Origin of the sequence: Trinickia sp. NRRL B-1857 (assembly GCF_050470685.1) — a bacterium.
GTDB lineage: Bacteria > Pseudomonadota > Gammaproteobacteria > Burkholderiales > Burkholderiaceae > Trinickia.
This window is the reverse complement of record NZ_JBFLUK010000011.1, coordinates 775,554-791,692: the sequence shown is the minus strand read 5'-3', so window position 1 is coordinate 791,692 and position 16,139 is coordinate 775,554. Positions and strand designations below refer to the sequence as shown.

16 protein-coding genes are annotated in these 16,139 nt (G+C 63.6%); 9 read left to right on the top strand and 7 right to left on the bottom strand.

Annotated elements, in window-relative coordinates; translation table 11 throughout:
- Position 1: 1 nt before the first annotated feature.
- Complete coding sequence (locus AB1286_RS24590) at positions 2-1,009, top strand: UDP-glucuronic acid decarboxylase family protein (protein WP_430365843.1); 1,008 nt, start codon at positions 2-4, stop codon at positions 1,007-1,009.
- A gap of 180 nt (positions 1,010-1,189) precedes the next feature.
- On the opposite strand, the gene AB1286_RS24585 is transcribed toward AB1286_RS24590, so the two are convergent.
- On the bottom strand, positions 1,190-3,784 hold the full coding sequence (locus tag AB1286_RS24585; RefSeq protein ID WP_430367304.1) for an ATP-binding cassette domain-containing protein: 2,595 nt from the start codon (positions 3,782-3,784) through the stop codon (positions 1,190-1,192).
- Positions 3,785-4,120: 336 nt separating this feature from the next.
- Here AB1286_RS24585 and AB1286_RS24580 point away from each other — a divergent pair, with 336 nt between their 5' ends.
- Positions 4,121-4,507, top strand: coding sequence for a hypothetical protein (locus tag AB1286_RS24580; RefSeq protein WP_430365842.1), 387 nt, complete (start codon positions 4,121-4,123; stop codon positions 4,505-4,507).
- A 70-nt stretch (positions 4,508-4,577) separates the two neighbouring features.
- Here AB1286_RS24580 and tkt read toward each other — a convergent pair whose 3' ends face one another.
- Positions 4,578-6,671 carry a transketolase gene (tkt, locus tag AB1286_RS24575; RefSeq protein WP_430365841.1) on the bottom strand — a complete coding sequence of 698 codons (2,094 nt, stop codon included), beginning with the start codon at positions 6,669-6,671 and terminating at the stop codon, positions 4,578-4,580.
- A 269-nt stretch (positions 6,672-6,940) separates the two neighbouring features.
- Here tkt and AB1286_RS24570 point away from each other — a divergent pair, with 269 nt between their 5' ends.
- The 5 genes from AB1286_RS24570 to treF all read left to right on the top strand — a co-directional run bounded on the left by AB1286_RS24570 (position 6,941) and on the right by treF (position 11,825).
- On the top strand, positions 6,941-7,174 hold the full coding sequence (locus AB1286_RS24570; RefSeq protein ID WP_102648664.1) for a DUF2795 domain-containing protein: 234 nt from the start codon (positions 6,941-6,943) through the stop codon (positions 7,172-7,174).
- A 73-nt stretch (positions 7,175-7,247) separates the two neighbouring features.
- Complete coding sequence (locus AB1286_RS24565; RefSeq protein WP_430365840.1) at positions 7,248-7,745, top strand: PRC-barrel domain-containing protein; 498 nt, start codon at positions 7,248-7,250, stop codon at positions 7,743-7,745.
- Positions 7,746-8,680: 935 nt separating this feature from the next.
- A complete protein-coding gene (locus AB1286_RS24560) occupies positions 8,681-8,881 on the top strand; it encodes a hypothetical protein (protein WP_430365839.1) in 201 nt (66 codons plus the stop codon).
- Between the two features lie 90 nt (positions 8,882-8,971).
- Complete coding sequence (gene phbB / locus AB1286_RS24555; RefSeq protein ID WP_430365838.1) at positions 8,972-9,715, top strand: acetoacetyl-CoA reductase; 744 nt, start codon at positions 8,972-8,974, stop codon at positions 9,713-9,715.
- A gap of 373 nt (positions 9,716-10,088) precedes the next feature.
- Positions 10,089-11,825, top strand: coding sequence for an alpha,alpha-trehalase TreF (gene treF / locus AB1286_RS24550; RefSeq protein ID WP_430365837.1), 1,737 nt, complete (start codon positions 10,089-10,091; stop codon positions 11,823-11,825).
- Between the two features lie 86 nt (positions 11,826-11,911).
- On the opposite strand, the gene AB1286_RS24545 is transcribed toward treF, so the two are convergent.
- On the bottom strand, positions 11,912-12,235 hold the full coding sequence (locus AB1286_RS24545; protein WP_430365836.1) for a chemotaxis protein: 324 nt from the start codon (positions 12,233-12,235) through the stop codon (positions 11,912-11,914).
- Positions 12,236-12,390: 155 nt separating this feature from the next.
- Here AB1286_RS24545 and AB1286_RS24540 point away from each other — a divergent pair, with 155 nt between their 5' ends.
- Together AB1286_RS24540 and AB1286_RS24535 are read left to right on the top strand one after the other, a co-directional pair.
- A complete protein-coding gene (locus AB1286_RS24540; protein WP_430365835.1) occupies positions 12,391-12,597 on the top strand; it encodes a hypothetical protein in 207 nt (68 codons plus the stop codon).
- Between the two features lie 125 nt (positions 12,598-12,722).
- A complete protein-coding gene (locus AB1286_RS24535) occupies positions 12,723-13,247 on the top strand; it encodes a PRC-barrel domain-containing protein (protein WP_430365834.1) in 525 nt (174 codons plus the stop codon).
- Between the two features lie 55 nt (positions 13,248-13,302).
- Here the strand turns inward: AB1286_RS24535 and AB1286_RS24530 are convergent, their stop codons facing one another.
- The 4 genes from AB1286_RS24530 to AB1286_RS24515 all read right to left on the bottom strand — a co-directional run bounded on the left by AB1286_RS24530 (position 13,303) and on the right by AB1286_RS24515 (position 16,139).
- On the bottom strand, positions 13,303-13,650 hold the full coding sequence (locus tag AB1286_RS24530; RefSeq protein ID WP_430365833.1) for a hypothetical protein: 348 nt from the start codon (positions 13,648-13,650) through the stop codon (positions 13,303-13,305).
- Positions 13,651-13,751: 101 nt separating this feature from the next.
- Positions 13,752-15,074 carry a c-type cytochrome gene (locus AB1286_RS24525; RefSeq protein WP_430365832.1) on the bottom strand — a complete coding sequence of 441 codons (1,323 nt, stop codon included), beginning with the start codon at positions 15,072-15,074 and terminating at the stop codon, positions 13,752-13,754.
- Positions 15,075-15,103: 29 nt separating this feature from the next.
- Positions 15,104-15,520: a hypothetical protein gene (locus tag AB1286_RS24520; protein WP_430365831.1), complete on the bottom strand. Its 417-nt coding sequence runs from the start codon at positions 15,518-15,520 to the stop codon at positions 15,104-15,106.
- 4 nt (positions 15,521-15,524) lie between these two features.
- A complete protein-coding gene (locus AB1286_RS24515) occupies positions 15,525-16,139 on the bottom strand; it encodes a cytochrome c oxidase subunit 3 (protein ID WP_430365830.1) in 615 nt (204 codons plus the stop codon).

Genomic DNA, 16,139 nt, shown 5'->3' with positions numbered 1-16,139 from the left:
GATGAAAGAACTCGACCGAAAGCGGATTCTCGTAACAGGCGGGGCGGGCTTTCTCGGCTCGCATTTATGCGAACGGCTCGTCGAAGCCGGACACGACGTGCTTTGCGTCGACAACTTCTTCACGGGCACGCGCGAGAACGTCGCGCATCTGCTCGCGTGCAGCAACTTCGAATTGATGCGGCACGACGTCACGTTTCCGCTGTACGTGGAAGTCGACGAGATCTACAACCTCGCTTGCCCCGCCTCGCCGATCCACTATCAGTACGATCCCGTGCGCACGACGAAGACGAGCGTGCATGGCGCGATCAACATGCTCGGCTTGGCCAAGCGCGTGCGCGCCAAGATCTTTCAAGCATCGACGAGCGAAGTGTACGGCGATGCGCGCGTCCATCCGCAGAAGGAAGACTACTGGGGCCACGTCAATCCGATCGGACCGCGTTCGTGCTACGACGAGGGCAAGCGCTGTGCGGAAACGCTCTTCGTCGATTATCGCCGTCAATACGGCATGGAAGTGCGCATCGCTCGGATCTTCAACACCTACGGACCCCGGATGCATCCGGCCGACGGGCGCGTCGTCTCGAACTTCATGGTGCAAGCGCTCTCGGGCGAACCGCTGACGGTCTACGGCGACGGCTCGCAAACGCGTTCGCTCTGCTACGTCGACGATTTGATCGATGCCTTCATCCGATTGATGGATGCACCGGACGGCACGTGCGATCCCGTCAATCTCGGCAATCCGCACGAAATCACGATGTTGGAATTGGCCGAGCACATCAAGCAAGCGACGGGTTCGGACAGCGAGATCGTCTTTCGTCCGTTGCCGATTGACGATCCTTGGCATCGTCAGCCCGATATTTCGAAGGCCCGAGCCCTATTGGACTGGGCGCCTTCCACATCGCTCGATGCCGGCCTGCGTGCCACGGCCGACCACTTCCGCGCTCGCCTCGCGAGCCGGCCGGGCACAATGCAGGCGCAAGGCGCGTCGAGCATCGGCGCGGCGCGCGGTTAGCGAAGCCGGCAACGAAGCCGGCGTGCGCGGGCACCCGTGCCTACCTCCTCGACGGTGCCTAGTCGACTATCGCCGATACGGTGAAACACTACTGCCCTCATATTGCCCTCCATTCGCGACGGTTGGACTAGGTTCCGTTGTCAAGCAAGGGGGAGTCCCGAGACCGCGCGATCGGCTCTCTTAGGCATGCGCCGTGAGCCGTCTGATTTCACCGGCGAGCGCATCGATGGGCACCGGCTTGACGAAGTGCGCGCGAAAACCCGCGCGCGCCGTGCGTTCGCGCATCGCCGGGTCGCTATGGCCCGTCAGCGCAATCGCGGGCGGCGACGCACCGTCATAGGTGTGCGCCATCTCGCGAATCGCCGTCAACACGTCGCAACCGTCCTCGCCGCCGAGCGAGATGTCGCATACGACAATCTCCGGCCACTGCGACGGCGTCGTCTCGCGCAAGCGGCGTAACGCATCGTCGCCCGACGCAGCGAGTTCGACCTGCGCGCCGTTCGCCACCAAAGCCGCTTCGAGCGCGTCGCGCGCCTCTTCGTCGTCGTCGATCGCAAGCACGTTGATGCCGTCGAGCCTCACGCTAGCGTGAGCAACCGGCGCAACCTCGCCGTCTGCGCCGACGACAGGCAGCAGCGGCAACGACGCGACGTACGCCACGCGTCCGTCGACCGCCATCGGCCTGAAGGTCCCGCCGGCCGCGCCCAACGTATGCTCGGCTTCGGCCGCCTGCTCGTCCGACAGCGGCGCAGGCTCGCCCTGCGCGCCGACCACCGCGAGCCACGCCGTATTGTTCTCGCGCTGGGCACGCAACTCCACGCGCGCGCCGGCAGGCGCATGCGCGATCTCGTTGGCGCATAGCATCGCGACGACGCGCTGAATCTGTTCGGTCTCGCCCGCAACGGGAATATCCGGATCGACCACGCGCAAGCCGAAGTCGACGCCGTGCTTCGTCGCCTCGGCGGCCACGCGGGCGCCGATCGCCGCCGCCAGATCGCCGACGCGCATCGGCTTCGCAGCCAGCTTGCGTTGCGTATGCTCGAGCTCGCCCTGCTCCAATTGCAGCGCCCACATCCGCGCATAGACGCCGCCGGGGCGTGCGAGCAGCGCCTCGTGCCGTCCTTGCTCGACGATCCGCCCGTGTTCCATGACGAGGATATGATCGGCGTCGACAATGGTCGACAGCCGGTGCGCAATCACGACGGAGGTGCGCCCCTCGGCCAAACGCCGAAATTCGTTTTGGATCGCTCGCTCGGAGCGCGTGTCGAGCGCCGACGTGGCCTCGTCGAACACGATGATCGGCGGATCCTTAAGGAACGCCCGCGCGATCGCGATGCGTTGCCGCTCGCCGCCCGATAGACGCACGCCGCGCTCGCCCACGCGCGTGTCGTAATGATCGGGCAGACGCTCGATGAACTCGTCGAGTTGCGCCGCGCGCGCCGCACGTACGACGTCGGCGCGTGTCGCATGTGCGTGTCCGTAGCCGATGTTGTAGGCGATCGTATCGTTGAAGAGCACCGTGTCTTGCGGCACGATGCCGATCGACCGGCGCAGCGAGTGGCGCGTGACCATCCGCACGTCTTGTTCGTCGATCGTCACGCGCCCGCTCGTGGGCGCGTATAACCGAAACAACAGCCGCATCAACGTCGATTTGCCCGACCCGCTCCCGCCGACGACCGCGAGCGTCGTGCCGGCCCTCGCCCGAAAATCGACGTCGTGCAAGATTTGTCGGGCGGGATCGTAGCCGAACTCCACATGCTCGAAAGCGATCTCGCCCGCCGTCACGACCAGCGGCAACGCGCCGGGCTCGTCGCGATCCTCGTCGGCCGTCGGATCGGCGCCTTCCAGACTATCGGCGGCGAGTACGATGAACATCCGCTCGACGTTCACGAGCGCATCGTTGGTCTCGCGAAAGACGAACCCAAGCGTATTGAGCGGCATGCACACTTGCACGATGTAGGCATTCACGAGGACGAGATCGCCGAGCGTCATGCGGCCCGCGACGACGTATTGGACCGCGAGCAACATCATGACGGCGATGCCGAGGCAGACGATTGCGCTTTGCCCCAAATGCAGCGCCGTCAGCGCGCGCTGATTGGCGAGCCGCGCGACGATCCATTGCGAGAGCACGCCTCGGTAACGCGCGGTCTCGAGATCTTCCGCCGCGAAATATTTCACGGTGTCGTAGTTGAGCATGCTGTCCACGAGCCGGCTGTCGGAGGCCGCCTCCAAGCGATTGACCTCACGCTGCACGAGCATGCGCCGCCGCGTAAAGATCACCGTATAGGTGGCATAACCGACTAGCGTCGCGGCGATGATCCAAATGAACGCCACCGTGAAATTGCTGGCGATGATGCCGATCACCGTCCCGATTTCGATGAACGCGGGCAGGATCGTAAACAGCCCGACACCCAGTAGATAACCGACGCCGTCGGTGCCCTTTTGCACGTCCCGCACGATCGCGCCGGTTTCGCGCTGCGAGTGGTAACGCGCGCCGAGCCGGTGCAAACGGGCGAACGTGCGCTCCGCGAGGCCCGCGACCGTATGCTGCGTGACGGTACTGAAGACGACATCGCGCGCCTCGCCTAACGCATCGCCGATGAACCGCAAAAGCGCATAGCCCAAGACGAGAAACACGGGAAACAACGCCAACGCCGTGCGATGTCCCAGATCGTCGATGATCGCGCGCAGCACGAGCGGCACCGATACGCCGGCGAGCTTGGCCACGATCATCAACGCGGCTGCGCCGAACGTCTGTTTGCGATACCGCCACATCGCGTACCAAAGATCGGCCGCGATGCGCCCCTTCACTCTTGCTTGAATACGTCGTCCTATTCTCTTCACTCCCTTCCTCGTTCGGCGTCGGCCAACATGAATTCGTCAACGCCGATCATCACGTTGCATTCGTTGAGATCGATTCCGCCCGCAGGCATACGACGACGCATCGAAGCGCTGCGCATGCCGCACGCATGTTTGACGCAATGCGCGTTCCAGCTATCGCATCGCCGCTTTCGACTTATTCGCGGCATGCCCCTTGCAACTCGCTAACTATGCGTGCGGAGTTGAAATCGACGCGCATGTATTTCGCAACCATTTGAACGGAGGACCATCATGAAGACTTCGATGAAGAAGACGCTGCTGGTTTCGATGCTCGCGATTGCGTGCGCGGGCGGTGCCTATGCTCAGGGTGCAGGTGGTGCCGGCGGTGCGGGCGGCGCCGGTGGCGGTGCGGCCGGTGCGGCGGGTGGTGCCGGCGGGACCGGCGGCGGCACGCGCGGCGGAACGGGGATGGCGCCGAACGGCAATACGCTTTCGCAGCCGAGCGCCGATCCCAGTATGAACGGCACGAACTCCACGAGCGGCTACGGGAGCCCCGGGTCGACCGGCTCGAGTTCGGGTCGATATGACAAGTCGCGCAACATGAATCAAAACCCGTCCGACACGACCGGCGGTTACTCGCCTCAGCAAGAAGGTCAAACGAGCAACGGGCAGCATTAATCTGACACGCTCGTAGCCGATGGGCCGATGGAAAGTGGCGTACGCCACGGCCCATCGGCCGTCGCCATCGTCAATCGCCGCCCGGCAGTCCCGAAGCTCCCACGACGCGCGCGATCTGCCGCTTCGCCGCTTCGTAGACATGCTCGGGCGTGAACCCGAATTTGCCTTGCAGGTCGCGCAGCGGCGCCGAAGCGCCGAAGGTATGCATGGCGATCGTCTCGCCCGCACGGCCCACGTATCTATCCCACCCCAGCGAAGCGGCCTGTTCGACTGCCACCCGCGCATCCACTTCGGGCGGAAGGACGCTGTCCCTATAGGCGTCGTCTTGCAGCTCGAAGACATCCCACGACGGCATCGAGACGACGCGGGCCGCAATCCCTTCCTGAGTCAATCGCTCATAGGCCTGCATGCAGACGTGCACCTCGCTTCCCGTCGCGAGTAGGATCACGGCAGGCGCCCCGCCGTTGGGCGGGTCGGCTAGCACGTAGGCGCCGCGTCGCACGCCCTCGGCGTCGGCACAGCGGGTGCGATCGAGCGTCGGCAGCGGCTGCCGGGACAGCACGAGGGCCGTGGGGCGCCGCCGCGCGGACAGCGCCATACGCCATGCTTGCGTCACTTCGTTCGCATCCGCCGGCCGCAGCACCGTCAATCCGGGGGCAGCCCGCAGCGAGGCAAGCTGCTCGACAGGCTGGTGCGTCGGACCGTCTTCGCCGAGGCCGATCGAGTCGTGCGTAAACACGAAAACGACCGGAATCTCCATGAGCGCCGCCAACCGAATCGGCGGCTTCATGTAGTCGCTGAAAATCAAGAACGTTCCGGTATAAGGTCTCAGATTCGACAGGGCAAGCCCATTCGCTACGGCACCCATGGCGTGCTCGCGTACCCCGAAGTGCAGGTTGCGTCCTTGCGGCTCGTTCGCCGAGAAGCTCAGCGCACCATCGAACTTCAACAACGTTTTAGTCGACGGCGCAAGATCGGCTGCGCCGCCGAGAATCCACGGCACGCGCGGCGCGATGGCATTGAGCACTTCGCCCGACGACGCCCGCGTCGCCTCGCCTTTGGGATCGGGCTCGAACGAGGGCAACTCGGCGTCCCAGTCCTCGGGTAGCGCATGGCGTTCGATCAACGCCAATTCGCGCGCCAATTCGGGGTATTGCCGCGCGTATTGCTCGAACGACGCATGCCACGCTTGCCGCGCTTGCGCACCGCGCTCGCCGACACCCTCGGCGAACCGCTCGTGCACACCCGGCGGCACGAAGAACGGCTGCTCCTCGGGCCATCCGTACGAGCGCTTGGCGAGCGCGACTTCCTCTTCGCCGAGTGCATCGCTATGCGCGGCGGAGGTGCCCTGCTTGTGCGGTGCGCCCCAGCCGATGATGCTTTTCACGACGATCAGCGTCGGCGCGTCGGTCATCCGCTTCGCGTCGGTCAGCGCCGCTTCGACGGCCTGCGTATCGTTGGCGTCTTCCACGCTCAACGTATGCCACCCATATCCCCGAAAGCGCGCATCCACGTCGTCGCTATAGGCGAGATCGGTGCCCCCTTCGATCGTGACCCGGTTGCTGTCGTAAATCCACGTGAGATTCGACAAGCGCAGATGGCCCGCCAGCGAAGCCGCTTCGTGCGAGATACCCTCCATGAGATCGCCGTCTCCGGCGAGCGCATAGACGCGATAGTCGAACAGATCGAAGCCCTCGCGGTTATATCGCGCCGCATACCAACGCGAGGCGATCGCCATTCCCACGCTATTGCCGAGCCCCTGCCCGAGCGGGCCTGTCGTCGTCTCCACGCCCGTCGTCATGCGGTATTCCGGATGCCCGGGCGTCTTGCTATCGAGTTGGCGAAAATGACGGATGTCCTCAAGCGAGACCGCCGGCGCGCCGGTCGCGCATCCTTCGTCGTCGACGGCTTTGACATCGGCTAGATGCAGCACCGAATAAAGCAGCATCGACGCATGACCGACAGATAAGACGAAGCGATCCCGATTGGGCCACAGCGGCTCTTTCGGGTCGTAGCGCAAGTGGTGCTGCCAGAGTTGATAAACCACCGGGGCGAGCGCCATCGGCGCCCCGGCGTGACCGGAATTGGCCTTTTGCACGGCATCCATCGACAACGTGCGAATCGTATCGATACAAAGCTTGTCCAACACGGGGTCTGATTGCATTGCTGAGCGTCCTCTTCGAGGGTTGCAACGAATCTAAAACGTCGAGCAACGCCCATACCCATACTCGCATGCTGCAAAGGCTGCATGGGCCATGCAGCTTTTACGGCTCGGGGCCGTTTAATACCGGTTCACGGCGCATTCGTCGCCCCTTGCCCGCCTAGCTACTTCACTTGCGCATGACACCCGCGCGCGAGGGAGGCCCACGTCCCGCCGAGGAACGCTCGTTGCTTGAACGATAAACGTGTTCAACCTCGACGAAGGAGGCATTCATGGCCCAGCATCCGGCGCATTCCCAAGACCATCGACACCCGGGACAACCGTCCCCCGTCGCGGTCCAGAAAGCACTGGCGGGCATCGACTACCCGACCACGCGCGAGCATCTGGCCGAGACCGCGCGCAGCCATCACGCTGACCGGGAAATCGTCGAATTGCTCGACCGCCTGCCCGACAAAAACTACGACAGCCCCGCTGCCGTGTCCAAGGCGATCGCGCAAGTGCAGTAGTCGTCGGGCGAACGAAAGCATCGACGTTAGCCCCTAGCCACAGAGTCGTAGACCCTCATCAAAGGAGCACACCATGAGCATTTCACCGGATCCCATCGGCAGCCGCGGCGAAACCCGAATCGTCGGTAAAGGCAGCGAAACGGCAGAAGGTCCAGGACCGTACGTCATGGCGGCAAGCACCCTCGACGGCGACAAGGTCATGAGTTCCGACGGCGAGGATGTCGGCAAGATCAAAGAGATCATGCTCGACGTCTACACCGGACGTATCGCGTACGCCGTGATGTCCAGCGGCGGCTTCCTCGGCATCGGCGACAAGCTGCTCGCCATTCCTTGGAGCGCGCTGACGCTAGACACCGACCGCAAGTGCTTCCTGCTTTCGGTGACGAGCGAGACGGTTAAGAACGCACCGGGCTTCGACAAGGATCATTGGCCCGCCATGGCCGACGTCGCTTGGGCCAGCGAGTTGCACACTTACTACGGAAGCTCGCCCTATTGGGACTCGAATATGGAACGGGTCGAGACTACGGGGGTCGCCTCGGGTACCGCGCCGCGACGCAGCGATCATCATTAACGTGCTCTAAAGCGCGGCGCCGGCTGCAAACTGAAACACACGCCGGCGCCGCGGCTATGACGGCTTGCCTTAACCTCCGCCGATTCCCTGTAGCACGCGCCCCGTACCTCCGCAGATCGTACAAGGCTGCCCTTCGACCAAGCCGGTGCCCCGGCAAACGCGGCAAGGGCTCTCGCCGACACCAGGTGCATCGGGCGGCGCTTCGTCGCCAGGATTCTTCGGTTCGTGGCTTTCTTGCATGGGCAGGTCCTCCGTGATCGGGCGCGGCTAGCCCGCGCCGCCGTTAGTTGCGCGGCAGCAAGGATTGGGCCGCTGCCCGACCCGCGCGCCCGCCCGCCGCTCCCGCCCGGCGATCGCTGCCTCGCAGCACCCATACGGCATACGATGCGTCGCGAATAAAGTGCGCCGTCCGAAAACCGAACGTTTCGGTACGAGTGCGTCCATCGGATTGTGACGGACGAATTAAATCGATTCGCATTAACGGTAACCGAACATTTCCGAAAGCCAATGAAAAGGAAGAAAGTCACTCAAACCCATCAAAACAAATGGGGCGGTAGACAAAGGTGGTTCTTCCATATTGCGAAGCGTCGACGACGGTATTAGTATTGCGCCAACCACGAATCGAGCCTGACTTCATCTAATCTGTCGGGTATTCGAAACAATTACCGAATCAATGCAGGATGCGTGCCTGCGGCGGGTAATTAGTACCTTTTGCTTCATATAACAATTATTCTTCGAAAACGTTTTATAGCGTCATATGAATAGCCATTCCGATCGCCCATTGCATATCTTTTATCAACCGGGATTCGTTCCGGTTTTACTCAGCGCTTTTCGTCGACGAAGTCATTGATACGGGACAACCGGCGCAACCGGTACCACTGTCCCCCTACTGATCTAGAGATCGATCGACTATCTTTGTTCCATTGGAGAGCAGCATGCTGAGCCCACACGAACTCGCCACCTTGATGCTGGTTAGGGATGCGCCCGAACAAATCGGCGACCGCGCCGAGCTGAGCACGTTGCTCGAGCGTCACTTGATCGCGCTCGAGCAGCCGACGGAAGACATCGGAATGCCGCGTCCGCGCATTACCGAAAACGGAAACTCGATTCTCGAAGCCTGCTCGCGCTTGCGGTAACGGCGGGAGGGGGCCGGGGCAACGCGGCGAGACGGCATCTCGCCGCCTTACGTTTCACTTCGTCAAACGCTCATCGAAGGAGAACCGAAGATGACAAAAAGAATTGCCCTCGTAACCGGCGGCATGGGTGGCATCGGCGAAGCGATCAGCATTAGGTTGCACGATGTCGGTCATGCCGTCGTCGTCACCTATTCGCCAAGCAATACCGGCGCCGACGATTGGCTGGCAAAGATGGAAGGGGCGGGCCGGCAATTTCGTGCCTATCCCGTCGACGTCGCGGATTTCGATTCTTGCGAGCGGTGCGCGGCTCAGATCAAGGCCGAGATCGGCCCGATCGACATCCTCGTCAACAACGCCGGCATCACGCGCGATTCGAGCTTCAAGAAGCTAGAGAAGGGAGGATGGGACGCGGTCCTGCGCACGAACCTCGATTCCGTCTTCAACATGACGAAGCAGTGGTACGAGGAGATGACGACGCGCGGTTGGGGACGCATCGTCAATATTTCATCGGTCATCGGCTGCAAGGGCGGATTCGGGCAAACGAACTACGCGGCAGCCAAAGCGGGTATGCACGGCTTCACGAAGTCGCTCGCGCTCGAAGTCGCCCGCAAAGGCGTCACGGTCAACACGGTGTCCCCCGGCTTCATCGCCACGCGCATGGTGACGGCCGTCCCCGACGAGATCATGCAATCGAAAATCTTGCCGGAGATTCCCGTCGGCCGGCTCGGGCAGCCCGACGAAGTCGCGGCGCTCGTCGCCTACTTGTGCTCGCACGAGGCTGCCTTCGTCACCGGCGCCAACATCTCGATCAACGGCGGCCAGCACTTGCAATAACCGATAGTCTATAACCGGCCCAGCCGGAACGACATACGTTATATACGGCGGCGCGCGACTTAGTCCGCCACGCCCGCCCAGGCCAACCGGCACGCCTCTCGCCTCGCAACCGGTTCGCGTCTCCCGCGCCGCACGCCGGAAATGTTCCGCGTGCGGCGCGGTCATAATCGGCATAGGGTTCGAGCGGGGCCCCTCGCGTCGAACCACCCCAACCCGGCATCGCTTTGCCTATGCAAAAGAAATCGGCTTGCATGGGCCTCGGCATGTGCCTTGCGGCGCCGCCCGCGTCGACCCGCGGAGCGGGCCGCCGGTAGCGTTCTGCCCAGCCGCGCGGCATTGGCAACGATATATCCAACAAGAAAGGATCCACCCTATGCAATTTGCCTCTGCGCGTGCCGCGCTGGCCGCCGTCCTCCTGTTTGCCGCCGGCTACTGCGTCGCCAAACCGGCGTTCGCGCCGATCGACTCGGTAGCGGCAAGCGAGCCGGCGCAACCGGTGATCGAGGCCACGCCGCGTTCGCCCGCTTCGACCGTTGCAGGCATCCCCTCGCCACCGTCCGAAAGCCTCGGCGATCTTTACCGAGACGTCGAACTCGCGCATATATTCGCAGACAGCAAAACGTTCGCCGACATGATCCCGAAGGCGTCGCCCGAGCGCATCGTCGCCGAGTACCGCACGGCGCGCGAGCAACCGGGCTTCGACCTGCGCAAGTTCGTCGCGGCGCATTTCGATATGCCCTCCCACGAAGCGCGGCCGTACGTCTCGGACCCCAAGCAAACAGTCGTGCAGCATATCGATACGCTCTGGGATGTCCTGAGCCGCGCACCCGACGCGGCGCCGAACCCATGGTCGTCCCTCTTGCCGCTGCCTGCGCCCTATGTGGTGCCGGGCGGCCGCTTCAACGAGGTCTATTACTGGGACTCGTATTTCATCATGCTCGGCCTCGTGGCGAGCGGCCGGCACGATCTCGCCGACGACGAACTAAAGAACTTCGCCGCGCTGATCGACCGTTACGGCCATATTCCCAACGGCAATCGCACCTACTATCTAAGCCGCTCGCAGCCGCCGTTCTTTTCGCAGATGGTGGGACTGCTCGCCGAGCACGACGGCGACAGCGTCTATCTGCAATATCTGCCCGAACTGAAAGCGGAGTACGACTACTGGATGAAGGGCGCGGCGGCCCTGGGGCCGGGACAGGCGAGCCGCCACGTAGTGCGGCTGACGGACGGCAGCGTACTCAATCGTTACTGGGACGAGCGCGCGGCGCCGCGCGACGAATCGTATCGCGAGGATGTGTCGACCGCGCGCTCGATGCCCCAGCGCGACGCGCTGGGGCTTTGGCGGGATCTGCGGGCAGGCGGAGAAACCGGATGGGATTTCAGTTCGCGCTGGTTCTCCGATAACCGAACGCTCGCGACCATCGACGTCACCTCGTTGATCCCCGTCGATCTCAATTCGCTGCTCTACGGGCTCGAGCGGACGTTGGCGAAGGCCTATCGACTCCAGGGCGACGCCTCGCGCGCGGAGAATTTCAATGCGCGCGCTTCGGCGCGCGCCGAAGCGATCCGCCATTGGCTCTGGGACCCACGCATCGGCGCCTTCGCCGATTACGATTTCGCGCGCGGCAAGCTGCGCGACCGGCTGACGGCGGCGACCGTCTACCCGTTGTTTGCGGGCCTGGCATCGAAGCAACAGGCGAGCGCCGTGGCGCAGTCGATCAAGCGAGACCTGCTGCGGCCCGGCGGCCTAGCCACGACCGAAGTCGCAACGGGCCAGCAATGGGATGAACCGAACGGCTGGGCGCCGTTGCAATACCTCGCGGTGATCGGTCTGCGCCGCTACGGGGAAACCGCGCTTGCGCATACCATCGCGACGCGCTGGATTCGAACGAACGTCGACTATTACGTCCGAACAGGGAGGCTGGTGGAAAAATACGACATTGGCCGCAATACCGGGCACGAAGCGGCGGGCGGCGGCGAGTATCCGCTCCAAGATGGATTCGGGTGGACCAACGGCGTGTTGAGGGCGCTACTGGTGCTGTATCCGCGGGCCGTCGACGTCGACCACGCGATTCCCGCGGCCGCGAACAAGGCAAGCGCCGCGCAATGAAATGCCGGCGGGCGCCGCGCTAGATTAGGCAGCGTCGCCGGCGATCTCGCGCGCTGATGTCGAAGGCACGCGTCGTTCGGCTCAGTTTATGGTTCTAGATCCGCGTCGGGCACATCGGGCGTCTCGATGTGATCCGGCTCGATATCGGCATCTTCGATCAGCGTCGAGTCGCCGTCGGCCGACGCGCGCTCACCGGTGCCCGCGCGATCGGTATCGCTTGCGAGTTCGGCGTCGCCGAGTTCGAGCGCATGCTCGTCTAGTTCGGTGTCCTTATCGAATTCGTGACGCTTCGCCCCCGCGATGTCGCTCCCGCTGTCGGACGAATCGCTTGGCCCCAAAGCCCCCGTTTCGCGCCCGCTCGCCTCGCCATCGCCGCTTACCGGAAAATTGTCGGGATCCAGCGTACTCATAACGACCTCCCTTCGATTAGTCATTTCGCTAGTCATCGAGCAAGCAACGCGCGCGCCCACGCCCCCCTATTGCCGCCCCCCCAAAGGCCCGGCACGGCCGATGCGTGCTTCAGTTGAAGCACCGCTCGGTGCGTCGATTTCGAAGGAGAACGATGATGACTATTCATGCCGGGAAGTCGCAGGACGAACGCGTCGCCGCGCGAAAGGGGGAAAAGCCGCGCTCCTTGGAGCAGCCTGGCGGCGACATGGCCGTAGACGGCACGGAAGCGGACGAAACGCATAGCAGCGGCGAGCTGTCGGAAGCGGGCAAAGCGGCCTGGCGCACGGGGTCGGGAATGGACGGCGGCGGCAAGAGCCGCTGACGGGCGAAACACCGCCGTGGAACGTCCGTTGCTTGCTTACGGTTTGCCTCAAACGCGACGACGGGATGAATCGACAGTCGCCGCAACCCTCGTTTAACCGCATCGCATCGGATAGGAGATACGCTATGCGCACCCAAAGCACTTCGACTACGGGCGTCTCTCAAGGCGCACGCATCGTCGGCAAAGGCAACGAAACTGCGTCCGGCCCGGGTCCGGACGTCATGGCCGCCGGCACGCTGGACGGCGACAAGATCCTCAGCACGGACGGCGAGGAAATCGGCAAGGTCAAGGAGATCATGCTCGACGTCCAGGGCGGGCGAATCGCCTATGTCGTCATGTCTTGCGGCGGCTTCCTCGGCATCGGCGACAAGCTGCTCGCGATTCCTTGGAACGCGTTGACGCTCGATACGACGCGCAAATGCCTCCTTGTATCGCTCTCGTCCGAGCGCATCCAAAATGCGCCGGGTTTCGACAAGCAGCACTGGCCGTCGATGGCCGACGCCACTTGGGCTACGTCGATCCACCAATACTATGGGCGCGAACCGTATTGGCGCAGTCTAGGCGCCGATGACGAGTACGAAGCGGACTACGACGTCGCCCGCGACGATCTCGATCCTGACGCCCCCGAAGCAGGCGGCGTGAAGCTATAAGAAGCGGCGGCCGCCCTCGCACGAGGGCGGCCGCCATCCCGACGATCCGTAGCAGTCAAGGTTTCGTCGACGAAGCCTCTTCCGGGTTGCTCGCCCCGCTCGCGCCGTGGTGATGATGGCGGCGGTGATGCTTCTTGTACTTATGCTTCGGTTGCGGCGCCCCGCTTGTCGTGGGCGATGCCATGGTGCCGGGAGGCATTGCCGAAGCGCCGGTGGCACCGGCGGCGCCCTCGCTTCCGGACGGCTGCTGCATGCCGGGCGTACCGGGCCCGTTCGAGTTGCCGCCGCTTCCGGTGCCGCCGCTCCCGTTCGATTGCTGCCCGAACGAGGGGGCCGCAACTACGGTCAGCCCCACCGTTAAGGCCGATGCGATAAGTGCCCGATACGCGATGCTCGATTTCATGGAATCACCTCCTTTAAATACAACGGCCATTGCGGCCCGGCGCGCCGCCTGACGCTCGGCGCAGGAGTTGTATGCATCGCAATGCGCATGCCTCGCCTGATTTAGCGCCGCAGCTTCTTACGCAACGCTTGCACTTCGCTCGGCGCGACCGGCTGCGCCTCGTTACCCCAGGCATTGCGAACGAACGTCAGGACCCGCGCCATCTCCGTATCGCCTAGCTTGCCGATGAACGAAGGCATGCGCTCGGGCTTAGGCCCACCGATGGTTTCGGGACTGCGGCTGCCGTCTATGAGCAAGCGGATCAGCGAGGTCGAATCCGGCGCCACGACGATCGGGTTGCCGGCGAGCCGCGGATATTTCCCCGGTTCGCCGCGGCCGTCGGCGTGATGGCAGCGGGCACAAAACGCGTTGTAGAGACCCGCGCCCGGATACTCGATGGAACCGGTGCGTAAAACGTTCACAGTGGCATCCGCTCGCGCGGCGCCCGTATCCACGTGACCGCTCTTTTCGCGAGGCGGCAGCGATTTCAAATACGTTGCGATGGCGCGCAAATCGTCATCGGTCATATATTGGCCGCTGTCTTCGACCACCTCGACCATGCTGCCGAACGCACTCAGCGAACCGCCGTGACCGTGCTTCAAAAAGGCGGCGAGATCGTCGGCGGACAAACCGCCTAGCCCCGAATCGGGATCGCCCGTGAGATTCGGGGCGTACCAATTGTCGTTCGTCCCGCCCGTCAAATAGAGCCGGTCGCCGTCGCTGAGCCCCCTCTCCTCAAACGCGGGACCCCGCGGCGTATGACACGCGCCGCAGTGCCCCAACCCCTGCACGAGATACGCCCCTCGGTTCCACTCGACGCTTCGATCGCTGCGCGGCGAAAAGCGTTCGTGCGGGGCGAAGAGTTCGTCCCACGCAGCCAGCCCAAAGCGTTGATTGAACGGAAACGGCAACTTCGTTTTCGGCACCGGCGCGGCGACGGGCGTAACGCCATGCATGAAGTAGGCGTATAGCGCATGCATGTCGTCGTCGCTGATCTTCGAGAACGAAGGGAACGGCATCGCGGGGTACAAATATTTTCCGCCCGGTGCGATGCCGTCGCGTACCGCGCGCTCGAAGTCCTCGTAGGTGAACCGGCCGATCCCATAGACGGGGTCCGGCGTGATGTTGCTCGTCCAAATCGTGCCGAACGGCGAGCCCATCGGCAGCCCGCCCGCAAACGGCGGCGAAGGTTTGGGCGGCTGCCCTGCCGGCGCATCGGTGTGACAGCCCGCGCAATCGCCGAGCTTCGCGAGATATGCGCCCTTCGCCACGAGCGCCGCGTCGGCCGCCTCGTCGGCGCGGCACGTCGGCCCGACGCCAAGTGCCAAGGCCAAGGCGCAGAAGGCGAAGCCGCATCGAAGCAAACGAACGCTCGAACCGAACACCCTATCCCCCTCGTTGTCGATCTCTCGCCTCACGCGCAAGCGGAGACAAGTGCGGTGGCGATATCGGTCGCCACGAGCGCAAACAAAAACAGCACGCTCGCCATCAAGCCCACGCGCGCGACGAATGCTTCGCCCTCCACTTTCGTGTCGGTCGATCCGCTCGTTTGGCGCCGCTGCGCCCATCTCAGCCGCCGCCAATTGCGCCAAGCGAGCCCTGTACCGAAGACACCGACGATCAACATCGCACCGCTCATGCCGACGACGCCCCACCCCACGGCCGGAGCCAACGGGATACGCAACGGCATGTCGTGCGGGAAGCAGGCGTAGGAGACAGCCGTCTCGCCCGCGCAGATTTGAAATAGCCACGCGGCCGGCGTCGCCAACACGCCGATCGTTAGCGCCAGTACCGAAACGGGCTCGCCATGGCCCGCGCGATTCGTTTCCATTTCGCTAGAACCAATAGGGCGTCAAATACAGCGTCGTGAAGATGAACAGCCACACGACATCGACGAAGTGCCAATACAGACTGCCGATCGTCAGCGCGGCATGGCGTCTTTCGTCGAAGTAGCCGAGCGCGGTCCACCCTCCGAGCAGGACGAGCACGACGATGCCGACGATCACGTGAGCCATATGAAAGGCCGTGATCGTGAAATACAGGGAGCCGTAGAGGTTCGACGTCGGGCCGTACGGATGGTCGTGCCACTCGTGCAATTGAATGCCGACGAAGACGATGCCGAGCACCACGGCCGCCGCCATCGACGCCGCCCCCCAGCGCGGGCGCCGAGCGCGAACGAATCGTTCGCATAGCCACGCAAACACGCTGCTCGATAGGAGGATGACCGTGTTGACCGACGACAGTCCCAGCCGAGGCAATCCCTCGGGCGGCCAGTGCACGGTCTGCTGCACGGCCAAATACAGATACGTAAAGATCAGATACCCGAACAACGAAGCTTCCGTGGCGATGAGCATAAGGCAGCCGAGCAGACCGCTCGCACGCTCGCCCGCACTGCCCACGGGCAATGCGTCGGCCGGATGCAGCAGCACGGCTTGGGCGTCGTCGCTCAT

What these genes read in the sequence shown, in the direction of transcription:
- AB1286_RS24535 (WP_430365834.1), top strand. Translation starts at nt 12,723, where the DNA reads ATGCGCACCCAAAGCACTTCGACTACGGGCGTCTCTCAAGGCGCACGC.
- phbB (WP_430365838.1), top strand. Translation starts at nt 8,972, where the DNA reads ATGACAAAAAGAATTGCCCTCGTAACCGGCGGCATGGGTGGCATCGGC.
- AB1286_RS24570 (WP_102648664.1), top strand. Translation starts at nt 6,941, where the DNA reads ATGGCCCAGCATCCGGCGCATTCCCAAGACCATCGACACCCGGGACAA.
- AB1286_RS24545 (WP_430365836.1), bottom strand. Translation starts at nt 12,235, where the DNA reads ATGAGTACGCTGGATCCCGACAATTTTCCGGTAAGCGGCGATGGCGAG.
- AB1286_RS24560 (WP_430365839.1), top strand. Translation starts at nt 8,681, where the DNA reads ATGCTGAGCCCACACGAACTCGCCACCTTGATGCTGGTTAGGGATGCG.
- AB1286_RS24585 (WP_430367304.1), bottom strand. Translation starts at nt 3,784, where the DNA reads ATGTGGCGGTATCGCAAACAGACGTTCGGCGCAGCCGCGTTGATGATC.
- treF (WP_430365837.1), top strand. Translation starts at nt 10,089, where the DNA reads ATGCAATTTGCCTCTGCGCGTGCCGCGCTGGCCGCCGTCCTCCTGTTT.
- AB1286_RS24590 (WP_430365843.1), top strand. Translation starts at nt 2, where the DNA reads ATGAAAGAACTCGACCGAAAGCGGATTCTCGTAACAGGCGGGGCGGGC.
- tkt (WP_430365841.1), bottom strand. Translation starts at nt 6,671, where the DNA reads ATGCAATCAGACCCCGTGTTGGACAAGCTTTGTATCGATACGATTCGC.
- AB1286_RS24520 (WP_430365831.1), bottom strand. Translation starts at nt 15,520, where the DNA reads ATGGAAACGAATCGCGCGGGCCATGGCGAGCCCGTTTCGGTACTGGCG.
- AB1286_RS24565 (WP_430365840.1), top strand. Translation starts at nt 7,248, where the DNA reads ATGAGCATTTCACCGGATCCCATCGGCAGCCGCGGCGAAACCCGAATC.
- AB1286_RS24515 (WP_430365830.1), bottom strand. Translation starts at nt 16,139, where the DNA reads ATGAGCGACGACGCCCAAGCCGTGCTGCTGCATCCGGCCGACGCATTG.
- AB1286_RS24580 (WP_430365842.1), top strand. Translation starts at nt 4,121, where the DNA reads ATGAAGACTTCGATGAAGAAGACGCTGCTGGTTTCGATGCTCGCGATT.
- AB1286_RS24530 (WP_430365833.1), bottom strand. Translation starts at nt 13,650, where the DNA reads ATGAAATCGAGCATCGCGTATCGGGCACTTATCGCATCGGCCTTAACG.
- AB1286_RS24540 (WP_430365835.1), top strand. Translation starts at nt 12,391, where the DNA reads ATGACTATTCATGCCGGGAAGTCGCAGGACGAACGCGTCGCCGCGCGA.